This window comes from Fructilactobacillus sp. X8R2C1, assembly GCF_059900955.1.
Window position 1 is genome coordinate 92,721 of sequence record NZ_JBWXVI010000003.1, and the last position, 16,270, is coordinate 108,990.

Here is a 16,270-nt window from a genome sequence, read left to right on the forward strand (position 1 = left end):
TCTTTTCTTTTTAACAAATTAACAGTATGATTATACAACACTTTTGTATCATATATGAGTCTGCTATAATGACGTAGACGTTGTTATGAAGAAAAAAGGAGTTCTAATGAGTTATAAAAGAGTTAGAAACGGTTCAAAAAGATCGTCAAATGTTTCGGTAGAACTCCACCAACGAGTTACGGTCACCATCAAGCGTCTCGGAATTAATGGTGAGGGAATTGGTTATTTTCATCGCAAATTAATTTTTATTCCTGGTGCGCTAGTTGGTGAATTAGTTCAAGCTGATGTAACCGAGATTAAACCTAAATACCTACGCGGAAAATTAGTTCAAATTGATAAGGAAAGTCCCTTTCGGGTTAAACCGCGTGATCCATATGCTGGAGAAGTTGGTGGTTTTGAACTCGAAGACCTCGCATACCCTAAGCAACTGGAATTCAAACGTGATTTAGTTAAACAATCGCTTAGAAGATATCATCCGAGGGCTTATGATCATTATGATGTCAGGGAAACGATCGGGATGGATAATCCCTATGAATACCGTAATAAGGCCCAGTTTCAAGTTCGAACTGAAGCAAACGGAAGAGTCATCGCCGGATTATATAAAGAAGGAACTCACGAAGTGGTCGACATGGAGACCTGCTCCGTTCAGTATCCGCTTACCATGAAGGTCATGCACGCTTTAGTCGAAATGGTTCAGGAACTAAACATCCCAACGTTCGTTGAATCCAATCACTCTGGCATTTTAAAAACCTTGGTAGTTCGAGCAGCTCTCAATACCAACGACGTGCAGGTGGTTTTCATCACTAACACGCCCAAGTTGATTAAGAAAAATCAACTCTTAGAAATGATTTCCGATCGCCTTCCAGAAGTCACTTCCGTCATGCAAAACATCAATCCTGGTGACTCACCTTTGATCTGGGGAGAAAAGACGGTTCATTTAGCTGGAAATGATAGTATTACCGAAAAAATTAATGGTTTATCATTTGAGTTGTCACCAAGAGCTTTCCTCCAACTCAACAGCATCATGACACCAAAACTCTACGATTTAGCTGGAACAGCCCTCAATCTTGATTCTGATGATCGTTTGATTGATGCATATTCTGGGGTAGGAACCATCGGTCTTTCATTAGCAAACCAAGTTTCTGAAGTTAGAGGAATGGATACCATTAAGGAAGCCATCACCGACGCCAATCATAATGCAGCAATCAATCATATTGATAACGCCACCTACTACTTTGGCAGTGCCGAGGATTTGATGCCGCAGTGGATAACCGAGGGTTTTAAACCCACAGCACTGGTGGTTGACCCACCACGCGTTGGCCTTGACCAACACTTAATTGATGCCATTTTAACCGCTAAACCACAAAAATTTGTATATGTTTCATGTAATCCATCAACGCTAGCTCAGAATCTGGTCCAACTAACGAAGTCTTATAACGTGGACTACCTGCAACCAGTTGATATGATGCCACAGACTCCGCACGTCGAAGTCGTCGTCAAATTTACTTTAAAGTCTTAGAAAGGTCCAATTGTCAATGAATCCATTCGATAACGGCAATAATAGTGGGAATAATGGCATGAACAACATGTTCTTGCCACCTAACTACGCCGTCGTGCAAAATAAAGAAACCCAAGAAGTCAAAGTCCAAAAGGTGGGCTTCTCATTCACTACGCTAGTTTTTGGAATCTGGCCTTCTATTTTTCGTGGTGATTTCTATAATACCCTTTGTATGCTAGGGGTGGATTTTATCCTAGCAATGGCACTTACCGTCTTAACTGGATTAAACATCGCATCCTCTGCCTATGAGATTTTTGCAATCATGCCATTAGCATGGAGTTTTGTATACAATATGATGTTTTTCCGGCATTTGCAAAATAAGGGATTTGTTCCCATCAATAAACGTTCAGCTGAACTTTTAAAACGAAGTCATTATTATAAATAATTAGGAACACAAAAAACACTTCACATAATGTGAAGTGTTTTTTTGTTTGAGATTAATGATTTTATAGCATAACGGTAACGGCAGCAGCAACGATGATCAAAGCTAAACCAATCAAAGTAGCAACCATTTCCTTTGGAGTCTTCTTCTGGTGTAAGAAGTAAACACCGGTCAAGGTAGCAACAACTACTGATACCTGTGATAGAACGAATCCAGTTGAAAGACCTAACATGTTTGGTTGTGCAGCAATCAAGTATGAGAATGCGGCAATTGCAAAGAAGAAACCAGCAATAATCTGTTTGTATGAAACACCCTCAGCAAACACATTTTCACTCTTCATGTTCATCAAACCGTAGATAATAGCCATCAAGACCATTCCCATTGCCTGTGGCAAGAATGCTTCCATTGGGGTCATTACTGAAGTGGACTGTGGCAAAATTCCCTTAGCCCAAGTCAAGTTATTAACCTGTGGAGCGGCTGAGTATAACCAGTAACCAATAACACCAATTAACTGTAAGATAACGGCTTTTTCAAGCGCACCTTTATTAACGTTTTCTTTGTTTTGGCTCCAAGTGGTAAGAGTGGCACCGATAATGATAACGATCAAAGCAAGGATTCCAATGATCTTGTGACCAATACCAGGCCAACTACTTAACGCAAATGCACCCCACAAAGCAGTTACAATCAACTGAAATGCGGTCGTGATTGGCATAACTCTTGAAGAACCAATCAAAGAATAACCTTTAAAGGCCATGATTTGACCGAAGCCCCAACCCATACCAGACAAGATTCCGTAGACTAAGTTCCAGCCCATTGGGAAGCCAGCTTGTGTGAATAATAAGACAACAATCGCAAAAATCAATGTACCAACTGTGGCACCAAAGATTTGGTTCGTTGGTTTACCACCAATTTTTGATGAAATAGTTGGAAATAGCCCCCAACCAATCACTGGAATTAATCCAATTAATATTGCTTCAAAACTCATATCCCATACCTTCTTTTCAAAATACTTTTGTAACCCTTATTTACGAAATTAATTATAACACGTCAAAAATAAAAAGAAAACGTTTTCATTAAGAAAAATTTAAAAACTTGCAAAGCAAGTCTTAATTAATGGGTTTAAAAGCCTGCGTGGCCTTAACCGCTCGCTTCCATCCCTGATACAATTTATCTCGTTCAGCTGCTTTCATTGAAGGAGTGAAAATCTTTCCCTCTTCATAAATGGACTGAACTTCATCTAAATCTTTCCAGAACCCGGTTGCTAGTCCACTCAAGATGGCAGCCCCAAATCCGGTCGTTTCTTCATCGCTGGCTCGTTGAACCGGAATATTCAAAATGTCAGACTGAAACTGCATTAAGTAACTATTGCGACTAGCTCCCCCATCAGCTCGAATCTGTGGAATATCGAGATCGGTATCGGACTCCATTGTGTTAACGATATCCTTAGTTCCATACGCAATTGACTGAAGCGTGGCCTTTACAAAATCATCACTGTTAGTTCCTCGGGTAATACCAAAAACGGCTCCTCTGACATTTTGGTCCCAGTATGGGGCCCCTAATCCATTAAAAGCAGGAACAACGTAGATTTCATTGTGGTCGGTCGATCGTTTAGCCGCCTGTCTGGACTCAGGAACACTGGTGATAATCTTCATTTGGTCTCGAAGCCACGTCAACGCACTTCCAGCCACGAATATTGAACCCTCAAGTGCATACGTAATTTTTCCGTTAATTCCATACGCAATGGTCGTCAATAAATTCTCGTCTGAGTACTGCGGCTGGTGTCCAGTATTCATCATGATGAAAGCACCATCACCATAGGTGTTTTCAACCATTCCCTTTGAAAAGCCCATTTGTCCGATCAACGCCGCCTGCTGATCGCCAGCAATTCCAGCAATTGGGACACTAACACCATAAAATTGGTAGTTTTCGGTCGTTCCATAAACTTCATCAGAAGCATGAACGGTCGGAAGCATGATCTTTGGAATGTTTAAAATCTTCAAGATTTCGTCGTCCCACTTTAAGTCATTAATGTTAAACATCATCGTTCGACTGGCGTTCGTATAATCAGTAATGTGATATTTCCCACCAGACAATTTCCAGACGAGCCACGTATCAATGGTCCCAAATAACAATTCACCATCAGAAGCGCGCTTCTGTGAACCATTAACGTGGTCTAAAATCCACCTGACCTTGGTAGCAGAGAAATACGAGTCAATAACTAGGCCCGTTTTTTTATGAATTAGGTCCTCGTACCCCCTGTTTTTTAGGTCTTCAGCAATTGAATTAGTTTGTTTTGAAAGCCAACCAATGGCATTGTAAATGGGTTTGCCGGTCACTTTGTCCCACACTACCGTGGTCTCACGCTGATTGGTAATCCCCACTGAGGCAATGTTTTCGGGGTGAATGGAGGCGTCAATCAAGGCACTCGCAATGGCAGAAAGCACGGAGTTCCAAATCTCGTTTGGATCCTGTTCAACCCATCCGTCACTATTGATAATCTGAGGAACTTCCTTGTAACTCTCAATGACTTTTCTACCACTATGATCATAAATAATCGCTCTCGTACTAGTCGATCCTTGATCAATCGCTAGGACGTAATCTTTATTGTCAGACAACTGGTTCATCTCCGTTTCATCGTATTTTTGATACTCATATTAGCACGATTCAATTCATCTCACTACTTGAAAATAAAAGAGAAAGTAGAATAAAATCTACTTTCTCTTTTATGGCATCATTAATTAACGCTTAACTTCAACCCGAATGTCAGCATCAATATCTTTTGGCTCAACCTGTTCGTCATAAGAAAAATCAGCATCTTTAAAGTATTCCTTGATTTCAGCATTAATCTCGTTTAAATCACGAACATCATTATCCTGACGTTTAATCAACAACGTGTACTGCTTGTTATCTTCATCAACGTTTTCAAAATCATAACCAACATCAACCGTGTTTAAGATTTCTTGAATCATTTGTCTTTCAGTCATTGCCATAATTCATACTCTCCTTAATAATCTTCATACGCTAAGCTTATTCTATTTTCTAATATTTGTAAAATCATATCTCAAAAATTCATGTGGAACACGGGCTTCATGATATAATTATATTACACTGACATTGAAAGGTGGGTTACATGGAAAACATGGAAAATAAAAGAGTTCTAGCCATTCCAACTGGTGAAAATTTTCGTGAGTTAGGTGGATACCAAACTGTTGATGGTAAAACCACTAAGTGGCACAAGTTACTACGTGCGGGACACTTAGGTGAGCTCAGTGAAAATGATCTAAAAACCCTTGAGCATTACGGGGTTCGCTTTGACGTTGATCTCAGAAGTCAACCTGAAGTCGACATGCTGGCCGATCAAGTGGAAACTTCTGCTGTCGACTACATTTTTGATCCGATCTTTAAAGAAGATGCAACCGACAATTCGAAAAGTCCAGCTGAAATGAAGAAAGTCCTGTGCAATCACCCTAGTTATGGTCATGATCATATGGAACACGTCTATAAAAGCATGATTAAAACGAAACACTGTCGTTTGGCTTTTAAAAAATTATTTGAAGTTTTACTCGATAACAAGCAAGATGACGAGTCCGTCCTATTTCACTGTACAGCCGGAAAAGACCGAACCGGAATGTCTGCGACCATGATTCTCTCTGCCCTAGGAGTCGATCGTAAAACCATCGAAGAAGATTACCTGTTAACCAATCAGGTGGCAAAACCAGTGATTGATGCTCGATTAGAGCAAGCCAAAGAAGAAGGATATAATGATGCAGCCCTAAAGAGTCTAAGATCCCTTTATAGTGTCTCATTAGACTTTTTCAATGCCGCAATGGACGAAATCAATCAATTATACGGCGGAATGAACCAATTTCTCCATGAAGGTATTGGATTGACCAATGCCGACATTCATCAGTTACGTCAAATTTACCTTGAATAATTTGCATATTGTTAATTCGGCTAGGTAATGATACGATGAGTTTATCAAAAGTAGTCTAATATTTAAGTGATAAGAGAAGTGGCGGTTGGTGCAAGTCACACAGGATATTAGATGAACTACCTAAAATTACACATCAAAATAAGTGCAGGTACTTTTGTATCTGAACGTGGGTGGTACCGCGCACAAGCGTCCCAGTAGTCAATTACTACTAGGACGCTTTTTATTTATCAACAACAGGAGGAAAACAACAATGAATATCATTGAAGATTTAAAATGGCGAGGTGCCATTAACCAAACAACCGACGAAGACGGACTAGAAAAATTAACCAACGAGAAAAAGATTGCCCTATACTGTGGGGTCGATCCAACTGGTGATAGTATGCACATTGGTCACCTAATTCCGTTTATGATCATGGAACGTTTTTCACGGGCTGGTTTTCACCCATACATCCTAATCGGCGGGGCCACCGGTTCCATCGGTGATCCAAGTGGGAGAAACACCGAACGTCCCCTTCAGACCAAACAGATGGTCAAACACAACGTTAACGCCCTAACGAAGCAAATGAAGCACCTCTTTGGCAGTGACAGTAACATTCACATCGTGAATAACTACGACTGGACGTCTAACGTGTCACTGCTTGATTTTCTTCGTGACTACGGAAAACTCTTTAACGTCAACACCATGTTATCAAAAGAAGTGGTGGCCAGTCGCCTGGAAAAGGGCATTTCCTTCACAGAATTCACCTACCAAATCCTACAAGCATTGGACTTTCTCACTCTTTATCGTGACCATGACGTTCAACTTCAGATTGGTGGTGGAGACCAATGGGGAAACATCACGGCCGGAATTGACCTCATTCATCGCGTTGAAGGTCAAGACGCCGAGGTATACGGATTAACCATCCCATTAATGCTTAAATCAGACGGAACTAAGTTTGGAAAAACCGCTGGTGGTGCTGTTTGGCTTGATCCAGAAAAGACCTCACCGTATGAATTTTACCAGTTCTGGCTAAACCAAAACGACGCTGACGTTATCAAATATCTCAAATACTTCACCTTTTTGCCTAAGGATCAAATTGATGAACTGGCCCAAAAAGTTAAAGATGAGCCTTGGAAACGAGAAGCCCAGAAGACATTAGCACGTGAGGTCACGAAATTTGTGCACGGTGAAGACGCCGTTAAGCAGGCCGAAAATATCTCAAAAATTCTTTTTAAAGGCAACGTTCAAGACCTATCAGTAAAAGAAGTTAGTCAGGCATTTAACAGTGTCCCAACGTCTGCGATTAGTTCTGATCCCGTAAACGTAGTCGATTTAATCATTGCGGCTGGAGTTGATAAATCCAAACGTCAGGCTAGAGAAGACGTTAATAATGGCGCTATTACCATCAATGGAGCAAAGGTTACCGACGTCAACACTGAAATTAACCCCCAAGCTCAATTTGACGGGAAGTTTATCATCATACGACGCGGCAAGAAACGTTACTTCTTAGCTAAGGTTAAGTAAATAAATCCCAGTATCATAAATATGGTACTGGGATTTTTTTGGATCCAAAAAAGGGGCGAAGAATTATTCTTCGTCCCCTTTGCATCTTGTTTTTCGTTTGAGTAATCGTTAACTTGAAATTAAATCTTACCAGTAGTTATGTGATGCTCGAAATTGAGCAGCAGCAGCGATTGAACCGTAACGTGAAACTGCGTATTGACGAGCCACACGTTCTTGGTTAGCTGGAGAGTAATCACCATTTAAGTATGATGAAGACAATTGGTATTTACCAATGTACTGACCGTTTCGAGCACTGTATGAGTTACCAGATTCAACTTGTGCAATTGATGCTAAACCAGAGTTATCACCGGCATTGCTTGCATTATTGTTACTGCTTGCAGCAGGTTGAGTAGTGGTTGTAGTTGTTGCTTGTTGTTGTGTTTGAGCAGGTTGTGCGTTTTGCTGTGGTGCAGCAGTGTATTGTGCATTGCTACTTACCTGAGCAGATGGTTGTGTTTGAGTATTGTTACTTTGGTAAGTCATGTTGCTTGCGTTAGTAGGTAATGTTAACTTTTCTCCGACATGAATCAGGTTGACATTTTTAAGGTGGTTAGCCTTAACAATGCTGCTGATGCTAGTGTTATGTTGCTTTGCGATTTTTGAGACTGTGTCACCGCTCTTAACGGTAACTTGATTAGTGTTAGTGGCAGCATTGGCGTTGAAGCCTGCAGTCATTAACACACCGGCTACTGTGAAAATAGATGCTAAAAGCACCTTTACGTTTCTAGATTTTAATAAAATGATAAATCACTCCTATAAATTTTTGTTACTTCCGTTTTCTTAAAACTGAAATATACTCAAACAACAATTTCACATTCTAAATACTGTTATTTACATGGCAAAAACAGCAATGTTAAAAAAACCGATTATTTTGTCACGTTGTAACGTCAATGTAACAAAACTCGCAATAATGCCCGTTTTCAAGGATTGATCAACATTTCACAACACCAATTTTTAGCAAAAGAAAAAGCCTTCTGCCATAAAAAAAGTTATTAAAAGCATAAGACTTTACTTAATTTCATCATTTTTCAGCTAATTTTCGATTAAAATAGTGCTCTAATTTACTCTTAGGATACACTCCGGTGACCTTCTCAACGCCCTTTCCGTTACGAAATAATACTAGTGTTGGAATACTCATGACCCGGTATTTTCTGGCAATCTCCTGATTATCATCGACATTAAGCCTTAAAAACTTGATTCGACCTTTGTACTCACGTTCCAGTTCTAAAATCAACGGATCCATCATTTTACATGGACCACACCATGGTGCCCAGAAGTCAACCACGGTCATTGGTCCCGTAATTTCTGAGTCAAAATTATTCTGATCTAGATCCACTGCCATAGTCTTTCCCCCTCTTCACGTTAATCACATGGATAACTAAAGTAGCCACTAGTGTGACAATTACCAAGATGCCAAACCATCCCGCTGGAATCTCAATGTCAATCATTGGAATCGATAAGAAAAGTTTCAACGCAATGATAATGATCAAGAAGTACGCCATCGGCTGTAGTTCAGGAATCTTTTTCATCAACATCATTATGACCTCAGCTACTCCACGCATCGCTAAAATCCCAATCATCCCACCAATTAAGACGATCACTGGATTAGGTGAAATGGCTAACGACGCTAGCACCGAGTCAATTGAAAAGATAATGTCCATGAATTCAATCTGAACTACCACCCACCAAAAGTACTTGCGAGTGTGGTTTTTCTTATTTGGTTTGACCTGATGAGTTCGGCTCTTTTTGTGCTTACTCTTGTGCATATTATAAAAGAAACTAAACGCAAGATAAAACAAATAAGCTGCACCTAAGACCTTAATGATCCAGAACCTAATTAGGTACACTCCGACTCCGATGATCAAAAAGCGAAAGATGTATGCTCCCCACATTCCGTAAAACAAAGATTCTTCCTGCCACTTTTTAGTAGGAAGAACTTGAGTCTGGGCCGCAAGGACAACTGCATTATCAACGGATAAAAGGCATTCAATCACTACCAATGAGAAAATAATCAACCAGTCATTTCCAGACGTTATGACGGTTTCCCAGTTATGTAGATCAAAAAAAGGACCATATAATTTAGCGAGTAGGTCGAACAATCAAAGACTCCTCCATTAGTTAGTTGTAATTAGTAATTAGTAATTGTTAATTGCTTTAACGTCGTATTTCATTAATTGATGGTTCACGATGACACCAATTAGCTTATTAGCGTAATCGGGATCGGTAGCGTAGCCATTTTTTTGCAACAAGTTGGCTTCTTGCCTAAAGCTCGTAATGCCCGTTTTCTTTAAAAACTTGGTATTTAAAGTCTCATTATGATCCTCGATGGCATCAGCAACCGAGGGGTATTTTCTAAACTGACCCACTTCGGTCGTTTTCTTGTTATTAACGTACTCGGTCGTATCGTATGAAATTGACTGACCATTGTACGTTCCCTTGATTCCAAACGGATTATTGGCTTTCTTATAGAGTTCGGATTGACCCCAATTCGATTCGAGAATGGCCTGTCCGATCACGATACTTGGCAAAACCTGTTGCTTTTTCTCGTAAATCTTAACGGCTGGATCACCAATTTTTTGAATAAACTCTTTGTGCTGAGTTTCGATCTCTTTATCACGTTTCTTGGTGGCGTTATTCATTTGCTCTTGTCGAACTTGATATGAATGGTTAATCAACATGTGTCTAATCTTAAATGCAGCGAACACGAGTAGCAGGACGACAACTACTCCAATCACAATTGCAATCCACACGTTTTTCTTTTTACTGTGTTTCACGGACAACATCTCCCTATGTGGTTATTATACCTTAGCCAACTATTTTTTGTTGAGTATTTATGATTACTTAAAAAAGTTTCTTACTCATTTCCAATTACGCATTATAATGGAAGAAACACCCACTAAAATCGACTAGCTTAACCATTTAGTGTAGTATGAAAATATCTAACAATATAGTAACGGGAGTAGTTTTGCATTGATTAAAATTGAAAAAATCAACCAAAATATTAACTGGATTAAAACCATCGATTGCCGTCCAGCTGATAAGGAAATTTTAAAAACAGAATACCATTTAAACAACGAAATGCTCTATTATGCACTTGACCGTCACGAACGGCCTCGGGTTGAATATTACGATGAAGAAGGAGTCCTCCTTTTCATTTTTGATGTGGCCGAACCGACTCGTTTTAACGGGGATGTTTCTGCTGAACCAATTGGAATCATAACCCATGACAACATGTTATTTACGTTCACGGCCGATAAAACTAACTTCGTTAACGAACTCATTTCTTCCATTATAAAAAAAGCCGGTTCAAAACAACTCGCAGAATTACAACCAATTGACGTAATTAATAAAACGTTGTACCAACTATCCGTCCAATACTTTGATTATATTAACCAAATCAACAGTGTCAGAACTAACATTCAACGTAACTTACGTGGCAAGGCCAATAAAAGTGCCATCAACCACCTGCTTAATCTACAGACCGACTTAGTATATTTCCTAACGTCACTCGGATCAAACAACGATATGATTAACGACTTCAAGCGGCGTTTTACAAGGGACCTTACTGAGGATCAAAAAGCTGCCGTTGAAGATATCAGTATCGAACTTCAACAGGGACTTTCAATGGCAGAGATGGCGAACGCCGCGACTCAGCAAGTAGCAAGCGCTTATTCCAACCTCCTTGATAGTGACTTGAACAACACGATTAAGTTTTTAACCGTTTTTTCGTTAATTCTAAGTGTTCCAAACATCGTATTTGGGTTCTATGGTGAAAACGTAAAACTTCCATTTATGGATAAACCATCAGCGTGGATTATAACCATTATCATCACGATCATTTTTATCATCATTGTGTTGCTGTTTTTACGCGCAAACCATTTCTTTAAGAACTAATTTAATATAAAATGAGCATGAGGGGGTAGTGAAATAAAATGAAAGGAATTTTCTTCGATGAAACATTTTATAAGGACGTTACACGAAAATAGGATTTTCTCTTTAATTATTTGGCTAGTTGTCATTTTTATGGCAATTGTCAGTCTCCCCAACCTGAGTCAGGTTGTGATGCAGGCTGGCAACCCGGAAATGAACTCAAAGTCCCAGATGTATAAAGCACAGAACTTACAGAACCAATGGGGCGAAGGCTTAGATGGAACCACAAGTATGAACATCGTTTACCACGCCAACAAGGGTAAAATTACCAGTTCTGAGCAAAAGGACATTTACAATCGGGTTGGTAAGATTCAGAAAAGTAACGGGGGCAACGGCATTAGTCGGATTACGACCGCTCATACGAGCCCGAATGGTGCCTCGAAATTTATCTCCAACGATCAATCAACCGAGATCGTGAATATTCATGTTCCAAAAAGCAATGCTACAAGTGCAAGTTTTGCTAACACGCTTCAAAAACAATTCAACGTTAATAATGGACTGAAGACGTACGTCACCAGTCCGCAATTAATTAATCAAGATAACAACGAGAAGATTTTAAGCGTCACTAACATTGTGACCATTGCAATTTTCATTCTTTCCTTAGTCTTTATTGCCATTGCATTTAGATCACTATTAGCACCAGTCTTTACCTTTATCACCATGATCATTGCTTACTTGGTCTCATTAAGTGCAACAGCTTTAATGTCAACTCAACTTAGTCTCCCGTATTCGCCATACATTCCTTTAGTAACTGGCTTGGTAGTAACTTTATTTGGTACCCTTGCTAGTTTCTTTTTGTATCGACGTTTTGAATTGGCACTTAAAAAAGAAAGCATTGACCCCAGTAAAACAGCCACTAAAAGTCTTACATATCCACTTGGGGCAACCGCAATAATTACGTCATTAGCATTTGGATCACTTTACCTGCTCAAGTTTAGTTCGGTTCGGGCCATTGGTAGCGTCGCCATTGTCGTACTAATAACTTTATTAGCCGTGATGACCGTGACCCCAATGTTCATGCAACTCCTTGGACCAACTTTCTTCTGGCCAAAGAAGAAAACTTTAAAATTAGCAAACGAGGGCTTCTGGGGTAAACTTGCCCATGTCTCGCTTTTAAAACCTCTCCTAGGCCTACTAATTGCATTAGTGATTACGGTCCCACTGGTTTTATTCTATCGTTCTAATGTAACCTACCTTACTAACAACAATTTAATTGCTAATGATCAGGCTGAAGTCGGTAAACACATCCTTCAAAATCACTTTAATAAGGGAAAACCAACTCCAGTCACTATTTATATCAAAAATAACCGACCTTTTAATAATGACAACACCATTAGTGCCATTGACCAGGTTACAACGAAGCTTCAGTCTCAAAAAAACGTTGCGCAGGTGTACTCTGTGACTCAACCAGGTGGGGATGAAATTGATAAATACTATTTACGAAATCAATTGAATAAGACCACTTCAACCCTTAATGGCATTAGTAACTCTCTTAAGGGATCACAAAGAACCCTTAAGGGTGCAAACAAGACACTTCAACAGAAAAACATTAAGAATCAGACTAAATCAGTCGATTCACTGATTAGACAACTTGATCGGATTAGCGATACGAGTGAACAAGCTGACACCAACAATTTCAGCACATTCACTCCACTTGAAACGGCTCAGTCATCTAATCAAGCCCAGAAGTCCAAAAAACTTCGCCAAAATCTCTCACAAGTGTCTGATCAGTTGAGTACCACCAGTCAAAGCTTGACCCAGTTAAGCAACCAAATCTCTGACGCCCAAAATTCTGGACTGGAAGCGCAAGAAGCGGTCCAGCAATACAACGAACAAGCGTCTAAAGTTCGTGGTGAAATTGCGTCCGTTAACCGAACTTTAAGGGAAAGTAAGGATAAGTTAACGCCCGTCACTGGTTATTTAAATGGTGTCAAGAAGTCAAGTGCTGGGAATACCTTCTACATCTCACCGCAACAGATTAATGACACCGATTTTTATCAAACTAAGTATAATTTTGCAAGCGAGAACCAAAAAGTAACCAAGCTTGAAGTAGAATTTAACAATGAGCCCACCGGAAACATGAACTTAAATAACGTTCACAACATGCAAAATACGGTTAGAAACCAGTTACAAAACACCAGCCTTGAAAATGCTAAGGTCGCTTATACCGGCCAGCCAATTGAAAACGCCAACGTTCAAACTAACTTTGACCACGACTTTATTATTGGAATGATGATGATCATCTTAATCGTTTTCGCCTCCATCATCATCGTTAGTCGTTCCATTCTCCAACCATTTTGGTGGTTAATCACATACGTGATGAGTGTCTTTTCTGCACTGAAGGCCACCCAACTTATCATGTACTATGCCGCAAGTGACGGTCAATTAAACTGGCAGGCATCCGTTTCCATGCTGGTTCCCCTTTCTATAATTGGGATATTTGAATTAACCTTTTTGGCCATTTCCTACCGAAAACAAAATCCGGACTTACTAGGATGGTTGACCGGTGGGACAAGTGCATTTACAAAAACAGTTAGTTACGTGATGTTTGCTACCATTATCATTACATTCGGTCTTTTCGTTAGTCTGCTTCACTCGCTTGACTTCATCGGACTGACCGTCATCATCACGGTTATTATCTTTAATGTCATCCTGCCACTTGTCACGACTGGACTTGGCAAACTAGCAATCACGTTACCTCGTTCCGATTTGCATCATTGGCCCCTTTATAAAAACAAACGAGCCAAAAATAAATAATCAAAAAGCCATCAGTTAAACTGATGGCTTTTATTATGCCCTAAAAATTCATTTTACGAATTGATTTAAAGTAAAGAAACAAGATGACCAAAGAACCAGACATTGCCGTAACACCAAATAATACAAAAATCACCTGAATGTTAATAACCTTTGAGAAGGCACTGATAAACAATGACTCAAGCGCCATCAAAAGAGCCGTAATTAGATTGCAAAAAGACATCAACGTAACTCGGAGTCGTTTCACCACTGTATCCTGCAGTTCAGCGTTTAGTGTCGTATCCCACACTTCAAAAAGTGAACTAAAAATTACAAATGCAATTAAAGCAACGATGAAATTCGAAATCCCTAAGAGCAGTGACATCAATAAGCCAATTGCCATGCTTAAAGAAATCACCCTCATTCGGCCATATTTAGCAACTACTTTAAAGACGTTTGCCGAAAAAACAGCTCCAATGATATCAACAATCGCTAGGATCATCGCAATGTTACCGGTGCTAAATCTTGTAATGTGGGATAGATACAACGACCCGTATTGATACATAATCGAAGCCGTAGCCTGTGAAATCGCCACTACTAGGATTAACTTCTGGTAATTTTTATTACTGACCAAGAAAGTCCTCAATTGCTTTAAGACACTTGGAGCATCGGGCTCATTAACCACCGGTCGAGGTTTGATCACTAATACCGTCATGATTGAAAGAACGTGGGCCATAATTGAGGCGGTAAAGACCAGTGGCCACGAAATGTCTGCCAAATACCCACCAACCATATTACTGAAAGCAACCGTACAAATCATGATGGCGTTGTATCGTCCCCAAAATTTCTGGTAGTGTTGTTTTTCATCCGCCTCATAAATGATGGCCTCATCGGTTCCCGAAATTAGCGAAAGTCCAATTCCAAACAAAACGAACCCACCAAATACTAGCAAGTGGTTACGTGCGACAAAAAAAGTTGCCACGTATAATACACACATTATCTGACCCAAAATCAAAGTGGTTTTGTAGCCAATTTTGTCAGCAATGATTCCGGATGGTAGTTCACAAATAACCTGAGTTGCGTTAATCACAAGTTGTAATAATGCAATTTGGCCAACTGACCATCCCATATGTTTCAAATAAAGCATCCAAATTACTAATTCAAAGGTTAAGTTAGAAAAGAATGCGTACGTATACATTTTCCTGATATTTTTCATAATTTCCCTCATTTCAGTTTAACGATTACTAATGAAGTTGAGGAAATTCAATGATTGATTCAGGATGAATGTTTCACCCAAATAATCGAATGAAATTATGATTCAACTTCATTTCACAACTATTTGGGAAACAGTCTGTCTTTGAATAAATACAGTTACATGACGTGCTGAAAACTTACTGCCAATTTCTTGAAATTCGCTTTCCATCGTTCACACCTCCGACATAATTAATGATTATTCAAAAGTATATACTTTTAGTCCCTAAAAACAAGGCTCCTAACAAAAAGGGAATCGGCACCTCTGCCGATTCCCCACTGGGTTAAATTCTAAAATACTAACAAAACAGCAACTAGTATCAAAATTGATACCAATCCCAGCATTGTCAAAATGACTTTTTCAAGCAATGCCATTATCAAATGACCCTTCCTAGCACTCTACTTTTTCTACTGCCAATAAACATGCTACCGTACATGAGTCATTCCGTCAAAAAACGCCAAAACTAATTATCAGCTTTGGTGTCTTTTCGAGTAATTTTAGTTATCTTTTACGAGGTACTTAACTTCCCCGTCGTCATCAAGGTAGCCATACAAACGCTTCGTGTGCGCATCATCAAAGTATCCCATGTCTGCCATTCGTTTTCCATTCACTTCGTCACAACCATGATCCACTCGCTTAAAAAAGGAATACAAAAAAGCAATTCGTGATTTAAACTGCGTCGCCTTTTGATAAGCAGACGTCAGGGTGTAACCGTCATCTAGATATTCTTTCATTAACTTAATCAGTACAAAATTTGAAAAATTGAAAACTCGTGACGCTAATTTTTCAACTCGGGTACTTCTCACGTATCCCTTTTTCTCCCAGTATCGGAGTTGTCTTGGTGATACCCCCGTCATCTTACTAACTTCACCAATTCGAAAAATAAAGTCCTGCATGTTAAAGGAATTGATGATCTTGTCATTAGCTTCATGCATTTG

At 39.6% G+C, this 16,270-nt stretch carries 15 protein-coding genes; 6 read left to right on the forward strand and 9 right to left on the reverse strand.

Annotated elements, in window-relative coordinates:
- Nucleotides 1–106: 106 nt before the first annotated feature.
- Nucleotides 107–1,519 carry a 23S rRNA (uracil(1939)-C(5))-methyltransferase RlmD gene (gene rlmD, locus AC6UD6_RS04460; protein ID WP_500695813.1) on the forward strand — a complete coding sequence of 471 codons (1,413 nt, stop codon included), beginning with the start codon at nt 107–109 and terminating at the stop codon, nt 1,517–1,519.
- A gap of 16 nt (nt 1,520–1,535) precedes the next feature.
- Nucleotides 1,536–1,943 carry a hypothetical protein gene (locus AC6UD6_RS04465; protein WP_500695814.1) on the forward strand — a complete coding sequence of 136 codons (408 nt, stop codon included), beginning with the start codon at nt 1,536–1,538 and terminating at the stop codon, nt 1,941–1,943.
- 61 nt (nt 1,944–2,004) lie between these two features.
- On the opposite strand, the gene rbsU is transcribed toward AC6UD6_RS04465, so the two are convergent.
- The 3 genes from rbsU to AC6UD6_RS04480 all read right to left on the reverse strand — a co-directional run bounded on the left by rbsU (nt 2,005) and on the right by AC6UD6_RS04480 (nt 4,930).
- Nucleotides 2,005–2,925, reverse strand: coding sequence for a ribose/proton symporter RbsU (gene rbsU, locus AC6UD6_RS04470; RefSeq protein WP_500694058.1), 921 nt, complete (start codon nt 2,923–2,925; stop codon nt 2,005–2,007).
- Between the two features lie 121 nt (nt 2,926–3,046).
- A complete protein-coding gene (gene glpK / locus AC6UD6_RS04475) occupies nt 3,047–4,564 on the reverse strand; it encodes a glycerol kinase GlpK (protein ID WP_500694059.1) in 1,518 nt (505 codons plus the stop codon).
- A 114-nt stretch (nt 4,565–4,678) separates the two neighbouring features.
- Nucleotides 4,679–4,930 (reverse strand): hypothetical protein, encoded by a 252-nt coding sequence (locus AC6UD6_RS04480; RefSeq protein ID WP_010022943.1) that lies wholly within the window; start codon nt 4,928–4,930, stop codon nt 4,679–4,681.
- Between the two features lie 149 nt (nt 4,931–5,079).
- Here AC6UD6_RS04480 and AC6UD6_RS04485 point away from each other — a divergent pair, with 149 nt between their 5' ends.
- Together AC6UD6_RS04485 and tyrS are read left to right on the forward strand one after the other, a co-directional pair.
- Nucleotides 5,080–5,874 (forward strand): tyrosine-protein phosphatase, encoded by a 795-nt coding sequence (locus AC6UD6_RS04485; RefSeq protein ID WP_500695815.1) that lies wholly within the window; start codon nt 5,080–5,082, stop codon nt 5,872–5,874.
- A gap of 250 nt (nt 5,875–6,124) precedes the next feature.
- Nucleotides 6,125–7,378 (forward strand): tyrosine--tRNA ligase, encoded by a 1,254-nt coding sequence (tyrS, locus tag AC6UD6_RS04490; RefSeq protein WP_500695816.1) that lies wholly within the window; start codon nt 6,125–6,127, stop codon nt 7,376–7,378.
- A gap of 126 nt (nt 7,379–7,504) precedes the next feature.
- Here tyrS and apf read toward each other — a convergent pair whose 3' ends face one another.
- From apf to AC6UD6_RS04510, 4 genes are all read right to left on the reverse strand, one after another.
- Nucleotides 7,505–8,131 (reverse strand): aggregation-promoting factor, encoded by a 627-nt coding sequence (gene apf, locus AC6UD6_RS04495; RefSeq protein WP_500694062.1) that lies wholly within the window; start codon nt 8,129–8,131, stop codon nt 7,505–7,507.
- Nucleotides 8,132–8,438: 307 nt separating this feature from the next.
- Nucleotides 8,439–8,759 (reverse strand): thioredoxin, encoded by a 321-nt coding sequence (trxA, locus tag AC6UD6_RS04500; RefSeq protein WP_500695817.1) that lies wholly within the window; start codon nt 8,757–8,759, stop codon nt 8,439–8,441.
- Nucleotides 8,734–9,516, reverse strand: coding sequence for a TerC family protein (locus tag AC6UD6_RS04505; protein WP_500695818.1), 783 nt, complete (start codon nt 9,514–9,516; stop codon nt 8,734–8,736). Before AC6UD6_RS04505 ends, trxA begins: the two co-directional genes overlap by 26 nt.
- Before the next feature lie 36 nt (nt 9,517–9,552).
- Nucleotides 9,553–10,191 carry a glycoside hydrolase family 73 protein gene (locus AC6UD6_RS04510; RefSeq protein ID WP_500695819.1) on the reverse strand — a complete coding sequence of 213 codons (639 nt, stop codon included), beginning with the start codon at nt 10,189–10,191 and terminating at the stop codon, nt 9,553–9,555.
- A 196-nt stretch (nt 10,192–10,387) separates the two neighbouring features.
- Here AC6UD6_RS04510 and AC6UD6_RS04515 point away from each other — a divergent pair, with 196 nt between their 5' ends.
- The gene (locus AC6UD6_RS04515) at nt 10,388–11,311 is read left to right on the forward strand and encodes a magnesium transporter CorA family protein (protein WP_500694066.1); all 924 of its coding nucleotides are present in this window, start codon (nt 10,388–10,390) and stop codon (nt 11,309–11,311) included.
- Nucleotides 11,312–11,440: 129 nt separating this feature from the next.
- Nucleotides 11,441–14,104 carry an MMPL family transporter gene (locus AC6UD6_RS04520; RefSeq protein ID WP_500695820.1) on the forward strand — a complete coding sequence of 888 codons (2,664 nt, stop codon included), beginning with the start codon at nt 11,441–11,443 and terminating at the stop codon, nt 14,102–14,104.
- A gap of 40 nt (nt 14,105–14,144) precedes the next feature.
- Here AC6UD6_RS04520 and AC6UD6_RS04525 read toward each other — a convergent pair whose 3' ends face one another.
- Together AC6UD6_RS04525 and AC6UD6_RS04530 are read right to left on the reverse strand one after the other, a co-directional pair.
- Complete coding sequence (locus tag AC6UD6_RS04525) at nt 14,145–15,296, reverse strand: MFS transporter (RefSeq protein ID WP_500695821.1); 1,152 nt, start codon at nt 15,294–15,296, stop codon at nt 14,145–14,147.
- Nucleotides 15,297–15,829: 533 nt separating this feature from the next.
- Entirely contained in the window at nt 15,830–16,267 is a 438-nt protein-coding gene (locus tag AC6UD6_RS04530) for a MerR family transcriptional regulator (protein WP_500694070.1), read from the reverse strand.
- Between the last annotated feature and the right edge of the window lie 3 nt (nt 16,268–16,270).

Excerpts from the sequence above, each read along its gene's own strand:
- AC6UD6_RS04520 (WP_500695820.1), top strand. The coding sequence starts at position 11,441 with ATGGCAATTGTCAGTCTCCCCAACCTGAGTCAGGTTGTGATGCAGGCT.
- AC6UD6_RS04485 (WP_500695815.1), top strand. The coding sequence starts at position 5,080 with ATGGAAAATAAAAGAGTTCTAGCCATTCCAACTGGTGAAAATTTTCGT.
- AC6UD6_RS04530 (WP_500694070.1), bottom strand. The coding sequence starts at position 16,267 with ATGCATGAAGCTAATGACAAGATCATCAATTCCTTTAACATGCAGGAC.
- tyrS (WP_500695816.1), top strand. The coding sequence starts at position 6,125 with ATGAATATCATTGAAGATTTAAAATGGCGAGGTGCCATTAACCAAACA.
- rbsU (WP_500694058.1), bottom strand. The coding sequence starts at position 2,925 with ATGAGTTTTGAAGCAATATTAATTGGATTAATTCCAGTGATTGGTTGG.
- rlmD (WP_500695813.1), top strand. The coding sequence starts at position 107 with ATGAGTTATAAAAGAGTTAGAAACGGTTCAAAAAGATCGTCAAATGTT.
- glpK (WP_500694059.1), bottom strand. The coding sequence starts at position 4,564 with ATGAACCAGTTGTCTGACAATAAAGATTACGTCCTAGCGATTGATCAA.
- trxA (WP_500695817.1), bottom strand. The coding sequence starts at position 8,759 with ATGGCAGTGGATCTAGATCAGAATAATTTTGACTCAGAAATTACGGGA.
- AC6UD6_RS04465 (WP_500695814.1), top strand. The coding sequence starts at position 1,536 with ATGAATCCATTCGATAACGGCAATAATAGTGGGAATAATGGCATGAAC.
- AC6UD6_RS04480 (WP_010022943.1), bottom strand. The coding sequence starts at position 4,930 with ATGGCAATGACTGAAAGACAAATGATTCAAGAAATCTTAAACACGGTT.
- AC6UD6_RS04525 (WP_500695821.1), bottom strand. The coding sequence starts at position 15,296 with ATGAAAAATATCAGGAAAATGTATACGTACGCATTCTTTTCTAACTTA.